The sequence below is a fragment of the Candidatus Nitrotoga sp. AM1P genome (assembly GCF_013168275.1).
Taxonomy (GTDB): Bacteria; Pseudomonadota; Gammaproteobacteria; order Burkholderiales; family Gallionellaceae; genus Nitrotoga.
Genome location: NZ_AP019547.1, coordinates 772568 through 792042 on the forward strand (window position 1 = coordinate 772568; position 19475 = coordinate 792042).

16 protein-coding genes and 1 pseudogene are annotated in these 19475 nt (G+C 49.1%); 13 read left to right on the forward strand and 4 right to left on the reverse strand.

The genetic code is table 11. The features are described from left to right. Positions 1-4: 4 nt before the first annotated feature. Together tsf and rpsB are read right to left on the reverse strand one after the other, a co-directional pair. Positions 5-883, reverse strand: coding sequence for a translation elongation factor Ts (gene tsf / locus W01_RS03485; RefSeq protein WP_173052217.1), 879 nt, complete (start codon positions 881-883; stop codon positions 5-7). Positions 884-950: 67 nt separating this feature from the next. Then, entirely contained in the window at positions 951-1676 is a 726-nt protein-coding gene (gene rpsB / locus W01_RS03490; RefSeq protein ID WP_173052218.1) for a 30S ribosomal protein S2, read from the reverse strand. Between the two features lie 427 nt (positions 1677-2103). On the opposite strand from rpsB, the gene W01_RS03495 reads away from it, so the two are divergent. The 11 genes and pseudogenes from W01_RS03495 (at position 2104) to W01_RS03545 (ending at position 11116) form a co-directional block, all read left to right on the forward strand. Next, positions 2104-2565, forward strand: a complete 462-nt coding sequence (locus W01_RS03495; protein ID WP_173052219.1) for a peroxiredoxin — start codon at positions 2104-2106, stop codon at positions 2563-2565. Positions 2566-2573: 8 nt separating this feature from the next. Beyond that, positions 2574-3989: a PhoH family protein gene (locus W01_RS03500; RefSeq protein WP_173052220.1), complete on the forward strand. Its 1416-nt coding sequence runs from the start codon at positions 2574-2576 to the stop codon at positions 3987-3989. 104 nt (positions 3990-4093) lie between these two features. After that, on the forward strand, positions 4094-4489 hold the full coding sequence (gene msrB, locus W01_RS03505) for a peptide-methionine (R)-S-oxide reductase MsrB (protein ID WP_173052221.1): 396 nt from the start codon (positions 4094-4096) through the stop codon (positions 4487-4489). Between the two features lie 23 nt (positions 4490-4512). Then, positions 4513-5055 carry a septation protein A gene (locus W01_RS03510; protein ID WP_173052222.1) on the forward strand — a complete coding sequence of 181 codons (543 nt, stop codon included), beginning with the start codon at positions 4513-4515 and terminating at the stop codon, positions 5053-5055. 410 nt (positions 5056-5465) lie between these two features. Further along, positions 5466-7313, forward strand: a complete 1848-nt coding sequence (locus tag W01_RS03515; protein ID WP_173052223.1) for a S8 family serine peptidase — start codon at positions 5466-5468, stop codon at positions 7311-7313. Next, a complete protein-coding gene (locus tag W01_RS03520; RefSeq protein WP_173052224.1) occupies positions 7303-8229 on the forward strand; it encodes a hypothetical protein in 927 nt (308 codons plus the stop codon). Before W01_RS03515 ends, W01_RS03520 begins: the two co-directional genes overlap by 11 nt. A 339-nt stretch (positions 8230-8568) precedes the next feature. Continuing rightward, positions 8569-9495, forward strand: a complete 927-nt coding sequence (locus W01_RS03525; protein ID WP_173052225.1) for a hypothetical protein — start codon at positions 8569-8571, stop codon at positions 9493-9495. A 74-nt stretch (positions 9496-9569) separates the two neighbouring features. Further along, positions 9570-9677 (forward strand): annotated as a pseudogene (locus W01_RS03530) (septation protein IspZ); the annotation flags it as partial. Positions 9678-9696: 19 nt separating this feature from the next. Next, positions 9697-9999 (forward strand): YciI family protein, encoded by a 303-nt coding sequence (locus tag W01_RS03535; RefSeq protein WP_173052226.1) that lies wholly within the window; start codon positions 9697-9699, stop codon positions 9997-9999. After that, the gene (locus W01_RS03540; protein WP_173052227.1) at positions 9996-10286 is read left to right on the forward strand and encodes a BolA family protein; all 291 of its coding nucleotides are present in this window, start codon (positions 9996-9998) and stop codon (positions 10284-10286) included. Before W01_RS03535 ends, W01_RS03540 begins: the two co-directional genes overlap by 4 nt. Before the next feature lie 107 nt (positions 10287-10393). Beyond that, positions 10394-11116 (forward strand): peptidylprolyl isomerase, encoded by a 723-nt coding sequence (locus W01_RS03545; protein WP_173052228.1) that lies wholly within the window; start codon positions 10394-10396, stop codon positions 11114-11116. A gap of 70 nt (positions 11117-11186) precedes the next feature. Here W01_RS03545 and purL read toward each other — a convergent pair whose 3' ends face one another. Then, entirely contained in the window at positions 11187-15149 is a 3963-nt protein-coding gene (gene purL, locus W01_RS03550; RefSeq protein WP_173052229.1) for a phosphoribosylformylglycinamidine synthase, read from the reverse strand. 80 nt (positions 15150-15229) lie between these two features. Between purL and W01_RS03555 the strand changes: the two genes are divergently transcribed. Further along, complete coding sequence (locus W01_RS03555) at positions 15230-16084, forward strand: NAD(P)H-hydrate dehydratase (RefSeq protein ID WP_173052230.1); 855 nt, start codon at positions 15230-15232, stop codon at positions 16082-16084. Positions 16085-16159: 75 nt separating this feature from the next. Beyond that, positions 16160-16915: a fused MFS/spermidine synthase gene (locus tag W01_RS03560; protein WP_173052231.1), complete on the forward strand. Its 756-nt coding sequence runs from the start codon at positions 16160-16162 to the stop codon at positions 16913-16915. Positions 16916-17031: 116 nt separating this feature from the next. On the opposite strand, the gene ppsA is transcribed toward W01_RS03560, so the two are convergent. Continuing rightward, positions 17032-19416, reverse strand: coding sequence for a phosphoenolpyruvate synthase (ppsA, locus tag W01_RS03565; protein WP_173052232.1), 2385 nt, complete (start codon positions 19414-19416; stop codon positions 17032-17034). Between the last annotated feature and the right edge of the window lie 59 nt (positions 19417-19475).

Below are 19475 nucleotides of genomic sequence, written 5' to 3' on the forward strand. Positions count from 1 at the left end.
TGGCTTACACCTTTGCAGCGGCAGCAACTTCGGCAGCGTAATCCACTACAACCTTTTCTATACCCTCCCCCACCACGAACATCTGGAACGCATTGACCTTCACGTTATGAGTGGACAATAACTTTTCTACCAAAATATCGGGATCCTTCACGAAAGGTTGGCCCAGCAGAGTAACTTCGGCCAAATACTTGGCAATACGTCCATCCACCATCTTTTCAATAATATTGGCCGGCTTTCCGCTTTCTGCGGCTTGTGCGGTGTATACCTTGCGTTCAGTATCAAGCAACTCTTGAGAGACTTGCTCTTTGGAAACACATATCGGCTTGCTCGCAGCGATGTGCATCGCCAAATCTTTGCCCAATGCATCGTCACCACCGCTGATATCTAAAAGCACACCGATTTTGCTGCCGTGCAAATAAGCCACCACTTTACCCGTTGTGCTATAGCGCACGAAACGTCGCACACTGACATTCTCGCCCAACTTCATGATTAGTGATTTGCGCGCGTCTTCCACACTGTCACCACCCGCCAAAACAACTGAGGACAAAGTCTCAGAATCACTTGGATTGTTTTGTGCAATGGCTTGCGCCACATTACTCGAAAATGCCATAAAGGCATCATTCTTTGCCATAAAATCAGTTTCGCAGTTCACTTCCACCAGCGCACCAACTTTACCATCAGCACTGATAAAAGCACTCACCAAACCCTCAGCTGCTATACGCGAAGCTGCCTTACTAGCCTTGGCACCACTCTTAATGCGTAAAAATTCTTCAGCTGCCTTGAAGTCGCCATTCGTTTCAACTAGCGCCTTCTTGCAATCCATCATGCCGAGACCCGTCGCTTCACGTAAATCTTTTACCATGCCTGCGGTAATTTCCGCCATTTCCCACTCCTTGAAAACATAACCTAAAAAAAGGGGCTCTCGCCCCTTTTAGCCAAACGAATAAAGCTTACGCCGCCTGATCTTCGACTTGTGCCACAATCTCGTTAAGCGCCTGTTCGCGCCCTTCCAGCACTGCATCAGCCATTCCGCGCGCATACAGGCGTATCGCCTGACTGGAATCGTCGTTGCCCGGGATAACATAATCAACACCCAGTGGGGTATGGTTGGTGTCTACCACGCCAATCACCGGAATATTCAGTTTCTGTGCTTCTACAATGGCACCTTTTTGGTAACCAACATCGATCACAAAAATCGCGGTAGGCAAATTCTGCATATTCTTGATGCCACCGAGGCTGCGATCCAGCTTTTCCAACTCGCGCTGCATCATCAGACCTTCCTTCTTGGAAATTTTTTCCATGGCTGCGCTATCCAGCATCATAGCTTCCAGCTCATGCAAACGCTTGACGGATTGCTGTACCGTCTTGAAATTAGTGAGCATACCGCCCAGCCAGCGATGATCAACAAAAGGGCTGCCACAACGAAGCGCCTCTTCTTTAATAATTTCACGCGCTTGGCGCTTAGTCGCAACAAACAATATCGTGCCCTTATTGGCAGCAATTTTGCGCACAAACTTCAACGCGTCGTTATACATAACAACGGTTTTTTCTAGATTGATAATATGAATTTTGTTGCGATGGCCGAAAATAAAAGGAGCCATCTTGGGATTCCAATAACGAGTTTGATGTCCAAAATGGACGCCCGCTTCCAGCATTTGACGCATAATTACAGCCATAATTACTCCATGTGTTAAGGGTTAAAGTCTTCCACTCGTCAAATCGACCCTTGCAGGCACCCCAACATGAACGAGTGTGTGAATTTCCTGCTACTTAAACTTGCCAAATAAGCAGGGCGCGCATTGTAACCTAAGCACCCAATCAACTCAAACACAAGCCCCTTAATAAAACTGAACCCATAACTCGAAGATGCCACAGAATGCTCAAGACCATCACATCAGACTTTCGAATACATGCATCGAATTCATCGGACTCCCTCATGAATGCAGTTTATAATAATGCAGAGGGCCATCCTAAATTTAGGATTAAGACTTAACCTTGCAATACGCGGAACGAAAAAGCTTTTCACGTATTAGCCCATGAGACGCTTGCCTTGTATGAGAATTTTATCAACAATGACATCTCCTACTTCAGGAGATTACCTAGATGCTTGATCAAACTATTGCCGATTTCGTAATACCCGCCACAGGTGGAGTGACGTTCAAACTCTTTGCCGCACGTGGCAAATCGCTAGTGATTTATTTCTACCCCAAGGACAACACCCCGGGATGTACTACTGAAAGCCAACAATTTCGCGATCTGTATGTCGATTTTAAAAAAGCTGATTGTGAGGTGGTTGGCATTTCACGTGACAGCATAGAGTCACATGAAAAATTCAAAGCTAAATTCAATCTGCCGTTCGCTCTACTTGCCGATTCAGAAGAAACTGTATGTGAACAGTTTGGCGTAATCAAGCTGAAGAATTTGTATGGCAAACAAGTGCGGGGCATTGAACGCAGCACTTTCGTGCTCGACCGAGATGGCATATTGCGTGGCGAATGGCGCGGTGTTAAAGCCGACGGTCACGCTCAAGAAGTATTGCAATTCGTGCAATCTCTAACCACATAAGGAGCATCATGCCCCCTCGCAAAATAGTGGCTGAAAATCATGCTACCAAATTATTCGTGCTGGATACCAATGTACTGATGCACGATCCAACCAGCCTGTTCCGTTTTGAGGAACATGACGTTTACTTACCGATATTCGTGCTGGAAGAGCTGGACAACAATAAAAAGGGCATGACTGAGGTCGCACGTAATGCGCGACAGGCCAGCCGGTTCCTCGACTCTTTGATCAGTGAGAGCACTCATAACATTGATGCCGGCGTACCGCTACAAACGCCAAACAACAAGAGTGCTACTGGTCGTCTGTTTTTGCAAACCCAGTTCATTACCAACGAATTGCCTGCCAATATGGCAATCGGCAAAGCTGACAACGCTATCCTCGGGGTAGTAATGTTCCTCCACAAGCAGCAACCCAAGCGTTCCGTGATCTTGGTCAGCAAGGATATCAACATGCGCATTAAAGCGCGTGCGCTGGGACTGGATGCGCAGGACTATTTTAATGACAAGGTACTGGAAGATACCGATCTACTTTACAGCGGCGTACTGGCATTACCGCAGGATTTTTGGGATAAACACGGCAAGGACATGAAATCCGGGCCGCAAGGTGAGCACACTTTTTACCATATCCAGGGGCCGTTATGCCGGGACATGCTGTTAAATCAATTTGTTTATCAAGAAAATGGCGGTCATCCTTTCTATGCAGTAGTCACAGAACAGAATGACAACACTGCCATGTTGCGCACGTTGACTGACTATACTCACACCAAAAATGCCATCTGGGGTATTACTGCACGTAATCGCGAACAGAGTTTTGTGCTCAATCTGCTGATGAACCCAGAGATTGATTTTGTTACTCTGCTCGGTCAAGCTGGTACCGGCAAGACCCTGCTAACACTCGCCGCGGGGTTGGTGCAGATGCTGGAACATAAATTGTATTCAGAAATCATCATGACCCGCGTCACCGTGCCGGTTGGTGAAGACATCGGTTTTTTACCAGGTACCGAGGAAGAAAAAATGTCGCCCTGGATGGGCGCGCTGGATGACAATTTGGATGTGCTCAACAAGCCCAACGACGAAAGCGGAGAATGGGGGCGAGCTGCCACGCGCGATCTGATCCGTTCGCGCATCAAGATCAAATCCCTTAACTTCATGCGTGGACGCACTTTTTTGAATAAATATCTGATCATTGATGAAGCCCAGAACCTCACACCCAAGCAGATGAAAACGCTGATCACCCGCGCTGGCCCGGGTACCAAGGTAGTATGCATGGGCAACATCGCACAGATTGATACACCATATTTGACCGAAGGCAGTTCCGGGCTGACTTATGTGGTAGACCGTTTCAAGGGCTGGCAACACAGCGGACATGTAACCTTGCAAAGAGGAGAACGTTCACGTCTAGCCGACCATGCCGGAGAGGTACTGTGAGTAGCAGTCACCGTTATCTTAATTTCAACCCTTCCACCTCCCTTACACTCACATGAAAAGCTCGGGAGACGATTTGTCAGACTACCTATTTTCGAGATAGTCTAATGAGCGAAAAATTTCAAAAACCTGACGCCATCTGGCGCAACGAACTTACCCCCGAACAGTACAAAATATGCCGCCAGTGCGGCACTGAACCCGCATTTACTGGCACCTATTGGGATTGCCATGACAGCGGACTGTATCGCTGTGTGTGCTGTGGTAACGCACTATTCGATTCAAATGTGAAATATGAATCGGGCAGCGGTTGGCCCAGTTTCTGGCAGGCGCACCAGCCTGACAGCATCACTGTGGAACAAGATGACAGTCACGATATGGCGCGCACGGAAGTTCTGTGTAGTCGCTGTGATGCCCATCTTGGTCATGTATTCGAAGATGGCCCGAAACCGACAGGACTGCGCTACTGCATCAACTCCGCAGCACTAACCCTAGACCGAGAATAAATTTCCCTGCATAACCGATCGCCATGAAATTATTATTTGACCTATTCCCCGTTATCCTGTTCTTTATCGCATTCAAAGTGTTCAACGTTTATGTTGCCACAGGGGCTGCGATTGTTGCCACTATCGCCCAAATTGGATGGGTTAAATGGCGGCACGGCAAGGTAGATACCATGCTATGGGTAAGTTTTGCCATCATTGCCGTATTCGGTGGCGCAACACTCATTCTTCACGATGAAACCTTTATCAAATTTAAACCCACCATTCTATATTGGGTGTTTGCCATCATACTGTTGGGTTCCAATCTAATCTTAAAAAAGAATCTGATGCGTACGTTACTGAAGGAAAAAATTACCCTTCCAACTAAAGTATGGAACCAAGTCAACTTGGGCTGGAGTTTATTCTTTGTTCTGCTCGGTGTTGTAAATTTATATGTTGCATTTAATTTTTCTACAGATGCATGGGTTAATTTCAAACTTTTTGGCACCACTGGAATGATGCTAGTATTCGTACTGCTACAAGCAATAGCGCTGTCGAAATACGTGCAGGAAGAGAAGGAAATTAACTAAATGCTATATGCCATTATCGGCCATGATATCCCTGACAGTTTAACGAAGCGCCTGGCGACACGCCCCGCAAGCATCGCCCAATTTTCCTGAGTCCACTTCCTGCTTGCTTTATCAGCATAATCGTCGCACGTTCTCCAGCATTCAACTGTTGACAATGTTCTCTAAATAATAACATTATGTTTTTATGTGAATATTATGAAACTAAAACATTAGCTTGACTATATTAGGATTCCTACATACATTGAAACTACCGTAGGTTGAGATGAGAAGTCGATCCAGCGATGCATCCCACCGAAAAGTAGTCATACAAGAGCAGGGGCCACGTCAGGAGCCCCATTAAACCGCTTTAAACGGTTCACCAATAAAGCCCCGGCTTTGCCGGGTAAACTTTCTAACTACAAGGTGGAACAATGCTAAAACTTTCAAAACTTACCACGATTGCTGTATTTTCTGCACTTACCGTTAACCCTGTTTATGCACAAGAACAACCTGCCACTGAACTATCTAGTGGAATAACATCAGACGACCAAGAAAAAATAAACAAGCAACCCGTTGTAGATAGCCTCGGCAACCCTGTATTTATCATCATGCTCGATGAAGCCTCAGTAGAGGATACAGATGCGCGTGACGAAGCACCTGCACGTGATGCGTTAAGTATCGAGAATGCGAAAGACGTCAAAGGCTGGCATCTTCCCAAAGCCAGGAAACTCGTAAAACTACTGGAAAAAGAGTACGGTTTCAATGCGATCAATATGACCTCGTACATTTTTTCGAGCGTTGTGGCAGCGTTGACACCGAAGCTAGTTGATCGAATTCGAATTGATCCACGTGTTGAAAAACTGATTCCTGTTTACGAAGGGCTCGATTTCGCTAGTGCGCCACCTTGGTCTGATATCTTGAGTGGAAGTGAAACAATCTCATGGGGAAAAACCGCAATCGAAACAAACGACACCATGACTTCTTCGACGACAATGTATGTCATAGACGGAGGGGCTTTAAATCATCCCGATCTCAATTTAACGATTGCACCCGTTAACTCCTACAACGCAAATACCGGGGCATCCGCAGTGACTCCGTATCACGCGACGCATGTTTCTGGAATTATTGGTGCGAGAATTAATAACGTTTACACACGAGGTGTAAATCCCAATCAAGCGATTATCAGTGTCCATTCAGGCAATATTTCGTCCACACTTTATTCCGCTATTGATTGGGTATTCGCGCACGCCGAGCAAAACAATGTGTACGGTATCGCTAACATGTCAATTTCGCATAATGGAATCGACAAAATATGGGCGCACACGAATGAGGGCGGTCGTGCGATTAGAAGTGCAAGCAATCGTGTATTGTTCATTCAATCCGCTGGAAATTTAAAGGTAGATGCGTGCAATCAATCATTTGCCACTACCTATAACAACTCTTCTACCTTGAGCGCAAATCCGGTTGATGGCATCGTTGTAGTTGGTGGATTGAATACCGCAGGTGCACAGCAGTATCCTTTTAGTCAGAGTAATGCGTCTTCTCCATATACAGGCGGATGGGAATCCGGGAGTAATTATGGCTCGTGCGTTGAAATGTGGGCACCATCAAACAACATACTTTCGAGTTGGCCGAATAATTTAGGTACGTCAATAAGCTGGGGCACGGGGTATTTATCTGGCACATCGATGGCCGCTCCGTTTGTCGCTGGATTAGCAGCTCGGTTTGGCAGCACTAACGCAACCCCAGTACAACGGGAATATCATCTACGTTCGCGACTTTCTGGCTACCCCGACGCAGGATGGCTATATGCTGATTTAAGCGGAATCGCAATCAAAATGCCCCAGCTCAACAAAGTGCCAGCCTATACGACACCCAATCGGCTGACACCCGTTGGTAGTACAGCAAGTTCTACGCTTTCGGGAACCTTTCCATCTGCGACCCAAGACGGAAAATATGCGACTACAGCATCTTGGAACGCTGGCTCGCCAATTGGTTGGATTGAATTTGATTTAGGATCCATCAAGACAATTCGCGCAATTCGAATGTCGCCCGAACAAAGTTTAACCGGCTTAACAACCCATAACGTTTATGTTGGAAATACACCCTCTCCGACAACGCTACTGGTATCCATCAATGAGCTTACCGACAATAAAGCGCCCATAGCGCGAAAATTTCCTGATAACGGTACGGTTCAGGGGCGTTACGTCCGAATATCATCTGATACAACGGGCAGTTCGTGGCTCGCCTGGAGAGAGGTCGAAATATATGGAAACTAAACTACATAACCGATTTTTTTTAGCGGTAGTACTTCTCGCAGCTTGGATTACCGTTGATGCAAATGCGCAAAGCCTCGGTCATCGTGATAAACCCAACATAGAAATATACCCTAAATATCCTGTGAGCATTACAACAGAACCAGGCGTTGGCCAGTTCAGCAACGATTTCTCACGTGCCGGGGTTGTCGCGACGGTATATCGTGTTTCATGCTACACAAGCATCCCCGAGCTTGATGAGCAAAAAATTCTCGGCTCTCCATCGGTTACTGTTGATGGATTCAATGTTTCTGTCAAAAAAGTCCGCTATGGTTTTTCGCCTATTTGTGGATTTGCAGGAAGTAGTGAAGGGCCAGTCGTCCAAAGCATTTTCCTGGGAAATTTTGGTCCAGGTGTGTACAAATTTTCCGCCGAAGGAGAACCGGGGGATAATTTAGATCTATCGATGAACACGACAACCCTCACAAGAGAATTTACTGTACTGACCTTGGAGCAAGCTGGAAAAGCAGTGATCGAAAACCCTTCACCAGGAAGCGCTCAGAGCGGGGTGGGACTCATCTCAGGTTGGGCATGTGTAGCGGATCGTGTTGAAATCAGTATTGATGGTGGGGAGCGTGTACGCGTTGGAGGCGAATCTGCGAGGGGCGACGTAGTATCGGTCTGTGGCCATGGAAACGCGGGCTTTAGCCAGCTGCTTAATTTCAATCTTTTAGGTGCGGGCGAGCACACACTTCAGCTTTTTGTGAAGGGCGTCGCGATCGGCGAGCCAACGCGTTTTACCGTTGTGGTTCCGGCAGGTGAGTTTATTCATGGCCTAAGGCGGGAAGCTGTGATCACTGATTTTCCGTCAGCCGGCAAAAATGCCATTATCGATTGGCGCGAATCTGAGCAAAACTTTCGGTTGCGTGAACTTCAATAACAAGTACTTTACTTGAGCATCACAACAATATTATTGATCCGGCACAGTTTATCCAAGAAGCCGTTCGCATTGAGCTTGTCGAAATGTGAATGGCTTTTTATGCTTCGACAAGCTCAGCACGAACGGCAGTCAAGTTCAATTCATGCCGGATTAATAATCCGATTTGTTTTCAAGAAATTCGGACTAATCACTTGTAAGAGTCAATCAATGAGCTTACCGACAACAAAGCGCCCATAGCGCGAAAATTTCCTGATAACGGTACGGTTCAGGGGCGCTACGTCCGAATATTATCTGATACAACGGGCAGTTCATAGCTCGCCTGGAGAGAGGTAGAAATATATGGAAACTAAACGCTATAGCCAATTTTATTTAGCGGCGATGCTGCTCGCGGCTTGGGTTACCGTTGACGCAAATGCGCAAAGCCTCGGTCGTCGTGATAAACCCAACGTAGAAATATACCCTAAATATCCTGTGAGCATTACAACAGAACCAGGTGTTGGCCAATTTAGCAATGATTTTTCACGTGCGGCGGTTGTCGCGACGGTATATCGTGTTTCATGCTATACAACAATCCCCGAGCTTGATGAGCAAAAAATTCTCGGCTCTCCATCGGTTACTGTTGATGGATTCAATGTTTCTGTCAAAAAAGTCCGCTATGGTTTCTCGCTCAATTGTGGATTATTAGGAGCCAACGAAGGGCCAGTCGTCCAAAGCATTTTCCTGGGAAATTTTGGTCCAGGTGTGTACAAATTTTCCGCCGAAGGAGAACCGGGGGATAATTCAGATCTGTCGATGAACACGACAACCCTCACAAGAGCATTTACTGTACTGACCTTGGAGCAAGCTGGAAAAGCAGTGATCGAAAACCCTTCACCAGGAAGCGCTCAGAGCGGGGTGGGACTCATCTCAGGTTGGGCATGTGTAGCGGATCGTGTTGAAATCAGTATTGATGGCGGAGAGCGTGTACACGTTGGGGGCGAATCAGCCAGAGGCGACGTAATATCGATCTGTGGCCATCAAAACGCGGGTTTTAGCCAGCTGCTTAATTTCAATCTTTTAGGTGCGGGCGAGCACACACTTCAGCTTTTTGTGAAGGGCGTCGCGATCGGCGAGCCAACGCGTTTTACCGTTGTGGTTCCGGCAGGTGAGTTTATTCGTGGCCTAAGGCGGGAAGCTGTGATCACTGATTTTCCGTCAGCCGGCAAAAACGCAATTATCGATTGGCGCGAATCTGAGCAAAACTTTCGGTTGCGTGAACTTCAATAACAAGTACTTTACTTGGGCATCACAAAAATAATAGCCCGAACTGTTTTTAAAACAGTTCGGACTATTTTGCATTTAACTTTGCTACAAATACATGGGTTAATTTCAAATTTTTTGGTACCACTGGAATAATGCTAGTATTCGCATTTCTACAAACAATGGCGCTACCGAAGATACATGCATAAAGAGAAGGAACGTAACTAAATGCTATACGCCATTATCGGTCATGATGTACCCGACAGTTTAACGAAGCGCTTGGCAACACGGCCCGCACACGTGGCACGGCTACAGGCATTACAAAACGAAGGACGTTTAATTCTGGCTGGCCCTTTCCCAAATGTGGATGCCGTGGATCCCGGCGCTGCGGGTTTTTCCGGTAGCTTGATAGTGGCAGAATTTGCTACATTAAAGGACGCGGAAACATGGGCTCAGGCTGACCCCTATATGATCGCTGGGATATATACGCAAATTCTGGTCAAACCGTTTAAGAAAGTATTTCCAATATGAACCATTTAGCAACCAATCACTCAAACAACCGCATAGAGCAGATGAATACTCTCCTCGCAGCGCTCCAACCCACCAAAATAGAGATTGCCGATGATAGCCATAAACATGCAGGACACGTTGGCGCACGTAGTGGTGGTGGGCACTATCGTCTCCTGATTGTGTCCCCGCAGTTCGAGAGTAAGCCTACTTTGACACGGCACCGTATGATATATTCCGTGTTGGGAGACATGATGAAGCATGATATTCATGCACTGGCCATTGCTGCCTATACACCAGAAGAACTATAATTTTTAACTTAAACTTTCAACAACTGAGGACAGAACAATGCTGAAATTTTCAAAACTTGCCACTATCGCTCTATTTTCTGTTTCTGCACTTGCAATGAATCAGGTTTATGCGCAAGAAAAAACCAGCCGCAGTAGTGAATGGCGTCGCTATTCCGAAAGCACGTGTGAACATGCACGTCAAGGCTGCCGCTTCGCAAGGTAAAATGGATAGTCCAGAACTGCGTCTCGCCATTCAAGATGAATTAATCAACCGTGAAATAATGGCCCAAGAGGCGGTAAAACAAGGTTTCGATAAGCAACCTGAAACCATTAGCCAATTCGAACTAGCCAAACAGACGGTTCTTGTAAATGCATTCTTACAGGATTACCTTAAAAACCATCCAATTAGCGAAGATGTAATCAAGCAGGAATACGAGAATATTAAAAAAACCACAGGAAGCAAGGAATATAACTCACGCCACATTTTGGTAAAAGATGAAAATGAAGCTAAATCTATTGCCGCTCAACTAAAAAAGGGAGGCAAGTTTGAAGAACTGGCAAAAAAACACTCTCTGGATCAGGGTTCAAGTGACAAGGGTGGCTCTTTGGGCTGGGCGTTGCCAGGCAATTTCACGCAGTCGTTTGCTGATGCGCTAGTAAATCTGAAAAAGGGTGGTGTGAGTGCACCGGTAAAATCTGATGCAGGCTGGCATTTAATCAAACAAGAAGATGTGCGTGATTTCAAGTTCCCTTCTTATCAGGAAGTGAAAGCAAATATACTGCAACGTCTACAACAACAAGCCATACAGAAGGCCATCATTGACATGCGCGCCAAAGCAAAGATTGAATAAACTGATATTTAAATGAAAATAAAAGGCGACCATTGGTCGCCTTTTTTGTTGTGTGCACTTTTGTAATCTATTAATTAACCCACTTGCGTGCATTCTGGAACATTCTCAACCATGCTCCACTTTCCCTCCATTCTGCTGGATGCCAGGAATGCTGCAACGCCCGAAACAGCCGTTCCGGGTGTGGCATCATAATGCTGAATCGTCCATCAACTGTAGTCAGTCCGGTAATACCCTGTGGCGAACCATTTGGGTTAAGTGGGTAGGTCTCTGTCGGCTGGCCATAGTTGTCCACATACCGTAGTGTAACCAGCGGCTGCGCCGCTTCCAAACGTTTGCCGTTACCGAAATGGGCATATCCCTCACCGTGTGCCACCACGATAGGCATACGACTACCGGCCATGCCATCAAATAAAATTGAGGGTGAGTGCTGCACTTCTACCATCACGAAACGCGCCTCAAACTGCTCCGACAAATTGCGCGCAAAATGCGCCCAATGTTCTGCCCCTGGAATAATTTCGTGCAAATTGCTCATCATCTGGCAGCCATTACACACACCCAAAGCAAAAGTATCATCACGCTTGAAGAAAGCTTCGAACTCATCGCGAGCGCGCGGGTTGAACAAGATGGATTTTGCCCAGCCTTCGCCCGCCCCAAGTACATCACCATAAGAGAAACCACCGCACGCCGCCACCCCTTTAAAATCCGCCAATTTCACGCGACCAGTGATAATGTCGCTCATGTGTACGTCTACCGCCACGAAGCCAGCGCGATCAAATGCTGCCGCCATTTCCACATGTCCGTTCACACCCTGTTCACGCAATATAGCGATTGGTGGACGTAATTTCAGCAGCGCAGGCGCAACAACATTTTTGTTCAAGTCGTAAGTGAGTTTAACCTGCAAGCCAGGATCGGCGGCATCCAGAATGCGGTCATACTCCTGCTGGGCGCAAGCCGGGTTGTCACGTAGTTTCTGCATCTGGTAAGTCGTTTCCGACCAGATGCGCTTCAGGTTAACACCGGTCTCGCTGAACAATGTTTTGCCTTGCTGCACGATATCTACCGTGCCGCTTACATTCAGCGTAGCAACCGAACGTACCGCTGCAAGCCCAGCGCTATGGCACACGTCCAATACATACTGTAAATCGCGGCGATATACCTGCACCACCGCTCCCAGCTCTTCGCTGAACAATGTGCTTAGGATATCTCCCTGCAATTTATCAAGATTTATGGTCAGGCCAACATGGGTAGCAAACGCCATTTCGCACAGCGTAGTAAACAATCCACCATCCGAACGGTCATGATAAGCCAACAATTTGCCCTCACCATTCAGGCGCTGGATAACGTCGAAAAAGATTTTCAGCTTGCCAGCATCGTCCAGGTCGGGGCCAACATTACCCACCTGTTTATACACCTGCGCCAGCGCCGAGCCACCCATGCGGTTTTTGTCCTCGCCCAGATCAATCAATAGTAATACCGTATCCAGATTGGCTGCCAATTGCGGTGTCAATGTCAATCGTGCATCCATACACGGCGCGAAGGCTGTCACGATGAGCGACAACGGGGCAGTTACCGCCTTCTTCTCGGTGCCTTCCTGCCACGCTGTACGCATGGACATGGAATCCTTGCCTACCGGAATGCTAATGCCGAGTTGCGGGCACAACTCCATACCCACCGCACGCACGGTGTCAAACAGCGCAGCATCTTCTCCGTGATGACCGGCGGCCGCCATCCAGTTGGCCGATAACTTAATGTCGCCGATTTTTTCGATACGTGCCGCTGCAATGTTGGTAATCGCCTCTCCCACAGCCATTCGCCCGGAAGCCGGAGCGTTCAACACCGCCAGCGGAGTGCGCTCGCCCAGTGCAAAAGCCTCACCCAATGCCGTATTGAAGCCCATCAAGGTCACTGCTACATCCGCGACTGGAACTTGCCACGGCCCCACCATCTGGTCGCGTGCAGTCAAGCCTCCCACAGTGCGGTCGCCGATGCTGATAAGGAAAGTTTTGTCGGCCACGGCGGGTAAGCGCAGCGTGCGCTCAATTGCATCTTTAAGATTTATTTGGCTGACATCAAATGCAGGAAGCTGCACAAGCTCACGCTTTACATTACGCGTCATTTTAGGTGGCTTGCCCAGCAGCACTGACAACGGCATATCCACCGCATTATTGTTAAATAATTCGTCATACACGATCAATTGGTCGTCGGTAATTGCGTGCCCCAATACTGCAAATGGACAGCGTTCACGCTCGCACAAGGCTTTAAACTCATCCAAACGTGCCGGATTAATCGCCAGTACATAGCGTTCCTGCGCTTCGTTGCTCCAAATCTGCATCGGCGACATGCCTCGCTCTTCAGAAGGAACAGCCCGCAATTCAAAACGAGCGCCGCGTCCGCCGCCATGAACCAGTTCCGGCAACGCGTTGGAGATGCCGCCCGCACCCACATCGTGTATGGACAAAATGAGATTGTTCTCTCCCATCTGCCAGCAACGATCAATGACTTCCTGCGCACGACGTTGCATCTCTGGATTACTGCGCTGCACCGAAGCAAAATCCAGATCTTCCGCATTGGCACCTGTATCCATACTGGATGCCGCACCACCGCCCAGGCCGATCAACATCCCTGCCCCGCCCAGTTGGATCAACAGCGCGCCCACAGGCAATGCATGCTTGTGTGTATGCTGCGCCGCGATACTGCCCACCCCGCCCGCCAACATAATGGGCTTGTGGTAACCGCGCATCTCGCCGTTCAGGGTCTCTTCAAAGGTGCGAAAATAACCGGCCAGATTGGGGCGGCCAAACTCATTATTGAACGCAGCTCCACCAAGTGGTCCTTCCAGCATGATCTGCAACGCGGAAGCGATGCGTAACGGCTTGCCATAAATCGGAGGGGTTCTCTCTCCACCCGGAACAGAGTCAGCGAGACCGATGCCGTAAATTTCCCACGGTTGCTCGAAGCCAGGAATATTCAAATTAGACACAGAGAACCCGGTTAGCCCCGCCTTGGGTTTAGAACCGGAACCTGTCGCACCTTCATCCCGTATCTCGCCACCCGCTCCGGTGGCCGCGCCGGCAAAGGGAGAGATGGCAGTAGGATGGTTATGCGTTTCCACTTTCATCAACGTGTGCGTCAGCTCATCGCTATAGGTATAGCCGCCATCGGTGCGCGGATAGAAGCGCTCAATGCGTGCTCCTTCGATCACAGAGGAATTGTCAGAATACGCAACCACCGTACCTTCCGGATGCAGCTTATGGGTATTGCGGATCATGCCGAACAGCGAGATTGCCTGCTGCTCATCGTCTATCACCCAATCCGCATTGAAAATCTTGTGACGGCAATGTTCGGAGTTCGCCTGCGCAAACATCATTAACTCTACATCGGTAGGATTGCGTCCTATTCGATGGAAACTCTCCACCAAATAATCAATTTCATCGCTGGACAACGCCAGTCCCATCTCGATATTAGCCGCTGCCAGCGCCGCATTGCCGCCGTGCATGATGTCCACAGTAGAGAGCGGCAATGGCTCACCGTGACGAAAAATCTTTTCTGCTACATCATTAAATCCTGTTTTAAGACTAACCACAGGATCGAACACGGATTCTGTCATGCGGTCATGCAGTAGCGGCAGCAACACTTTCAGTTCTGCTTGCGTCAGTGCTTTACCATTCTTAGTCTGGACGGAGTACACAACGCCTCGCTCAATGCGCTCAACACTATGCAGATTGCAATGCTGTGCAATTTCCGTGGCCTTGGAAGACCACGGCGAGATGGTACCCAAGCGCGGCACAACCAGCAGATGTTGTAACCTGTCTTTAACCCTATGCCCTCTCTCGCCCGCTTTCGCATCATCCAAATCGAGCAACGTATCCAGCAAGTTGGCTTCAATGACTGACAAATCCGTATTGAGCACCACGAAATACCAATGGCATGCATCTGCTAGATATACATTTGGAAGGGCGCTGCTGATGACAGCACGCAATTTTTCAAGACGGAAGGAAGACTGCGCGGACTTACCGGGGGACACACGGAACATAAACAGGCTCTCAGGGGCTGTTAAAAACAGCTTGCCATTATACTATGCGACCTCATTTCCACTCGAAGGAAAATACATTCATGCCAGCCGCACCGCGCATCCCCACCATTACACAAAAACAAGTCGCCACCTTTCTCTCCCCTCGCCCGCGTGACAGCCATAAGGGTAACTTTGGCACAGTGGCCGTCGTAGGGGGGGCCGGCGGCATGGTCGGCGCACCGCTGCTGGCTGCGCGTGCGGCGCTCAAGCTGGGCGCTGGCTGCGTACATGTAGGCATTCTGGCGAACAACGCCCCGAGTGTTGATATATTGCAACCTGAATTAATGCTGCATAGCGTACAAGCGGCATTGCACCTACCCAAGCTGGATGTGTTAGCCATCGGCTGCGGGTTGGGATATGACGACTCTGCTCAGAAAATTTTACAAGATGCACTCAAGCTGAATACCATACTGGTACTTGATGCTGATGCACTTAACATTCTCGCCTTCCGCCCAGATTTAGGCACCATGTTGATTTCACGCAAGAATGCCAGCGTAATTACCCCACATCCTGGCGAAGCCGCACGCCTGCTCGGCTGCAACACTGAAGAAGTACAGGCCGCACGCGCCGAAGCCGCACAGAAACTGGCTACACGCTTTCATAGCGCAGTGGTACTGAAAGGTGCTCACAGCCTGTGCGTCACTCGCGATGGCAAGATAGTTGTAAACAAGACCGGCAATCCCGGCATGAGTAGCCCCGGCATGGGCGATGTATTAACTGGCATGATCGCCGCCTTTATCGCTCAAGGACTGAATGTGGACCAAGCCTTATTGTTGGCAGTACACCTGCATGGCGCGGCAGGTGATGCGATGGCAAAACAGAAAGTTACAATCGGCATGACAGCTACTGAAGTGACAGAATGGGCGCGCTGGTTGTTAAACCAATGGATAAAATAGCTTCATCACACCTACCTGCGCAGACTGCACCCAAGCAAAGCAATTGCAAAACAAACACAAATTCCGATAAAAATTATGAGCCTCTCAATTGATATTCGCGAGGAGTTCGGCGTCCGCACCCTGCACTTTGGTTCTGAGTGGATCCAAGGTGCGATGCGTATCGCGCGTCCATGGAATCTGGAGCTCGATTACACAAAAGAAATGATGACGAGCCTACTATTCCGTGAAGAGACCCGTTTTCCCCGCAAGGTATTACTGATTGGTCTCGGTGCCGCCTCATTAACCAAGTTTCTTTATCGTAACTACCCACTAGCCAAGCTCACTGTGGTAGAAATCGAACCCTCGGTAGTCGCTGCCGCCCGGCAATTTTTCAAGCTGCCGGAAGACCCCAAACGATTGAAAATAGTGATTGGCGACGGTGCCGAATTTGTCGCCAACAGCGACCAGACCTATGACCTGATACTGGTGGATGGATTTGATGCCAATGCCCGGGCTGGTGCGCTCGACACCTTGCCGTTCTATCAGGTTGTACGCGCTCACCTGAGCGAAGAAGGCATCATGGCCGTCAATCTTTTGGGGCACAGTCGGGGCTACAAGAGCAGTGTCGAACGCATCCGCAACGCCTTTGATGGCCGCGTCCTGGCTTTTCCTTCCTGCGACAGTGGCAATGCCATTGCCTTCGCGGTAGTGGGCGAACCAGTCTGCATATCAATAGATGATTTGAAGGAGCAGGCGGTGATATTAAAAAAAGAAACCGGCCTCAACCTGCTTGCAACATTGACTCGATTGGAGCAGGCACAAACCTGTAAGGGCGGAATGCTTGAAATATAACTTTGCTCATTGTTGGACGCATTGGCTTACAAAAAAATAGTGCGTAGGTGCAGCCTGTATATTCCAATTCGACTCAATAACGCAGAATTGCCGCCATTATGAAATAAGATAGCCTGTCATTTTTTAGCTGACTGTTCTGCCAGATATAGCCATGTTTCTACTACGGTATCCGGGTTCAACGAAACTGCCTCAATCCCCTGCTCTACCAGCCACTGAGCCAAATCAGGATGATCGGACGGGCCCTGCCCACAGATGCCGATGTATTTATTGGCCTTGCGACAAGCCTGAACCGCCATGCTAAGCAACGCTTTCACTGCCGGGTTGCGCTCATCGAATGCCCCCGCTATCACCCCCGAATCACGGTCTATACCTAAAGTAAGCTGGGTCAGGTCATTTGAGCCAATGGAGAAACCATCGAAATATTCCAGAAACTGCTCGGCCAGCAAAGCGTTGGAAGGTATCTCACACATCATGATCACACGCAGGCCGTTCTCGCCCCGTCGCAAGCCATTTTTAGCCAGTTCTTTTATCACCATCTCGGCTTCATCCAGCGTGCGTACAAAGGGAATCATCACCTCTATATTGGTCAGCCCGATTTCATCGCGTACCCGACGTATGGCACGGCACTCCAGCGCGAAACAATCGCGAAAGCTGTCTACAATGTAACGGGAAGCGCCACGTAAACCGATCATCGGATTTTCTTCATTCGGCTCGTATAGAGTACCGCCGAGCAAGCTGGAATATTCGTTGGACTTGAAATCTGAAAAACGAACGATCACCGGTTTAGGTGCGAAGGCCGCGCCCAACATGGCGATGCCTTCGGCCAATTTCTCAACATAAAAATCTACCGGCGTGGCATAACCCGCGGTCTTTGCCTCCACCAGCCCTTTTAACTCCGCTGACAAATTGGGATAGTCAAGCACCACCTTGGGATGTACGCCTATCATCCGTGCGATGATAAATTCCAGCCGCGCCAGCCCCACGCCAGCATTGGGCAGACGACTGGACTCAAACGCCAATTCCGGGTTCGCCACGTTCAGGCTGATTTTAATTGGCGGGGTCGGCATTTCATCCAGCGCCAAATCCGACACCTCAATGTCGAGCATGCCCTGATACACCTTGCCGACATCTCCCTCGGCACAAGAAACTGTCACCGCATTGCCAGGTTTAAGAATTTGCGTTGCGTCGCCGCATCCCACTACCGCCGGAATACCGAGTTCGCGCGCCACAATGGCCGCATGACAGGTACGCCCGCCTCGATTGGTGACAATCGCCGACGCGCGCTTCATTACCGGCTCCCAGTCTGGGTCGGTCATATCCGTTACCAGAACATCGCCTGGCTGCACTTGGTTCATCTTACTGGCATCCGCTACCAAGCATACCGGGCCGCTGCCAATGCGTTGCCCGACGGCACGTCCGCTAACCAATATTTGGGATTGTTGCTTTAACCGATAACGCCTCAGCTTGCCTTGAGCTTCATGCGACTGCACCGTCTCCGGCCGTGCCTGCAATATATAAAGCTTGCCATCCAACCCATCTTTGCCCCACTCGATATCCATCGCGCGACCATAATGTTGCTCAATGATCAGCCCATATCGCGCTAGTTCTTCCACCTCTGCATCCGTAATGGAGAAGCGCTGACTCTCAGCCAGTGGAATCTCAACTGTAAGGACTGAACGCCCTGTTTCGTGTCCGGCACCGAATATCATTTTAATCGTCTTACCGCCAAGATTACGGCTGATCACCGCAGCTTTACCTTGCTTTAATGCAGGCTTGTACACATAAAATTCGTCCGGATTGACCGCACCTTGTACTACCGTCTCGCCCAGCCCGTATGCGGAAGTGATGAGTACCACCTGTTCAAAACCAGACTCAGTATCCAGCGTAAACATCACGCCGCTTGCGCCTATATCGCTACGCACCATGCGCTGTACGCCCGCCGACAATGCCACATCCTGATGTTTAAATCCCTGATGAACACGGTAGGCAATGGCACGATCGTTATACAGCGAAGCGAACACCCGCTTAATGGCTGACAGGACATGATCCACGCCATGAATATTGAGGAAGGTTTCCTGTTGTCCGGCGAACGAAGCGTCCGGCAAATCTTCTGCCGTAGCAGAGGAACGAATGGCCCAGGAAATATCCACACCTGCCTCGGCTTGCATCTTTCCATAAGCGTCGCGTACTTCACTTTCCAAACGCGGCGGCAAAGGCGTATCGATAATCCACTGGCGTATCCGGCTACCAACCTCAATCAGCGCGGTCACATCGGTCACGGCAAGATTGTCGAGCACCGCTCGAATGCGCTTATCCAAATCACTCTGCGCGAGAAAATCACGATAGGCTGCGGCCGTAGTAGCAAAGCCACCCGGCACACGCACACCGAGATGGGCAAGCTGGCTGATCATTTCTCCGAGCGACGCATTCTTGCCGCCCACCGTGGCCACATCGCTCATACGTAATGCGTCAAGCCACACGATATATTGCTGCTGTTCCATTCTTTTCTCCACTCAACAGACTGGCTATATGATAGTAGAAACGGAGGTTGAATTCTCCT

What these genes read in the sequence shown, in the direction of transcription:
- W01_RS03515 (WP_173052223.1), top strand. Translation starts at nt 5,466, where the DNA reads ATGCTAAAACTTTCAAAACTTACCACGATTGCTGTATTTTCTGCACTT.
- W01_RS03525 (WP_173052225.1), top strand. Translation starts at nt 8,569, where the DNA reads ATGGAAACTAAACGCTATAGCCAATTTTATTTAGCGGCGATGCTGCTC.
- W01_RS03545 (WP_173052228.1), top strand. Translation starts at nt 10,394, where the DNA reads ATGCGCAAGAAAAAACCAGCCGCAGTAGTGAATGGCGTCGCTATTCCG.
- ppsA (WP_173052232.1), bottom strand. Translation starts at nt 19,416, where the DNA reads ATGGAACAGCAGCAATATATCGTGTGGCTTGACGCATTACGTATGAGC.
- msrB (WP_173052221.1), top strand. Translation starts at nt 4,094, where the DNA reads ATGAGCGAAAAATTTCAAAAACCTGACGCCATCTGGCGCAACGAACTT.
- W01_RS03510 (WP_173052222.1), top strand. Translation starts at nt 4,513, where the DNA reads ATGAAATTATTATTTGACCTATTCCCCGTTATCCTGTTCTTTATCGCA.
- W01_RS03495 (WP_173052219.1), top strand. Translation starts at nt 2,104, where the DNA reads ATGCTTGATCAAACTATTGCCGATTTCGTAATACCCGCCACAGGTGGA.
- W01_RS03535 (WP_173052226.1), top strand. Translation starts at nt 9,697, where the DNA reads ATGCTATACGCCATTATCGGTCATGATGTACCCGACAGTTTAACGAAG.
- W01_RS03540 (WP_173052227.1), top strand. Translation starts at nt 9,996, where the DNA reads ATGAACCATTTAGCAACCAATCACTCAAACAACCGCATAGAGCAGATG.
- rpsB (WP_173052218.1), bottom strand. Translation starts at nt 1,676, where the DNA reads ATGGCTGTAATTATGCGTCAAATGCTGGAAGCGGGCGTCCATTTTGGA.
- W01_RS03560 (WP_173052231.1), top strand. Translation starts at nt 16,160, where the DNA reads ATGAGCCTCTCAATTGATATTCGCGAGGAGTTCGGCGTCCGCACCCTG.
- purL (WP_173052229.1), bottom strand. Translation starts at nt 15,149, where the DNA reads ATGTTCCGTGTGTCCCCCGGTAAGTCCGCGCAGTCTTCCTTCCGTCTT.
- W01_RS03555 (WP_173052230.1), top strand. Translation starts at nt 15,230, where the DNA reads ATGCCAGCCGCACCGCGCATCCCCACCATTACACAAAAACAAGTCGCC.
- tsf (WP_173052217.1), bottom strand. Translation starts at nt 883, where the DNA reads ATGGCGGAAATTACCGCAGGCATGGTAAAAGATTTACGTGAAGCGACG.
- W01_RS03500 (WP_173052220.1), top strand. Translation starts at nt 2,574, where the DNA reads ATGCCCCCTCGCAAAATAGTGGCTGAAAATCATGCTACCAAATTATTC.
- W01_RS03520 (WP_173052224.1), top strand. Translation starts at nt 7,303, where the DNA reads ATGGAAACTAAACTACATAACCGATTTTTTTTAGCGGTAGTACTTCTC.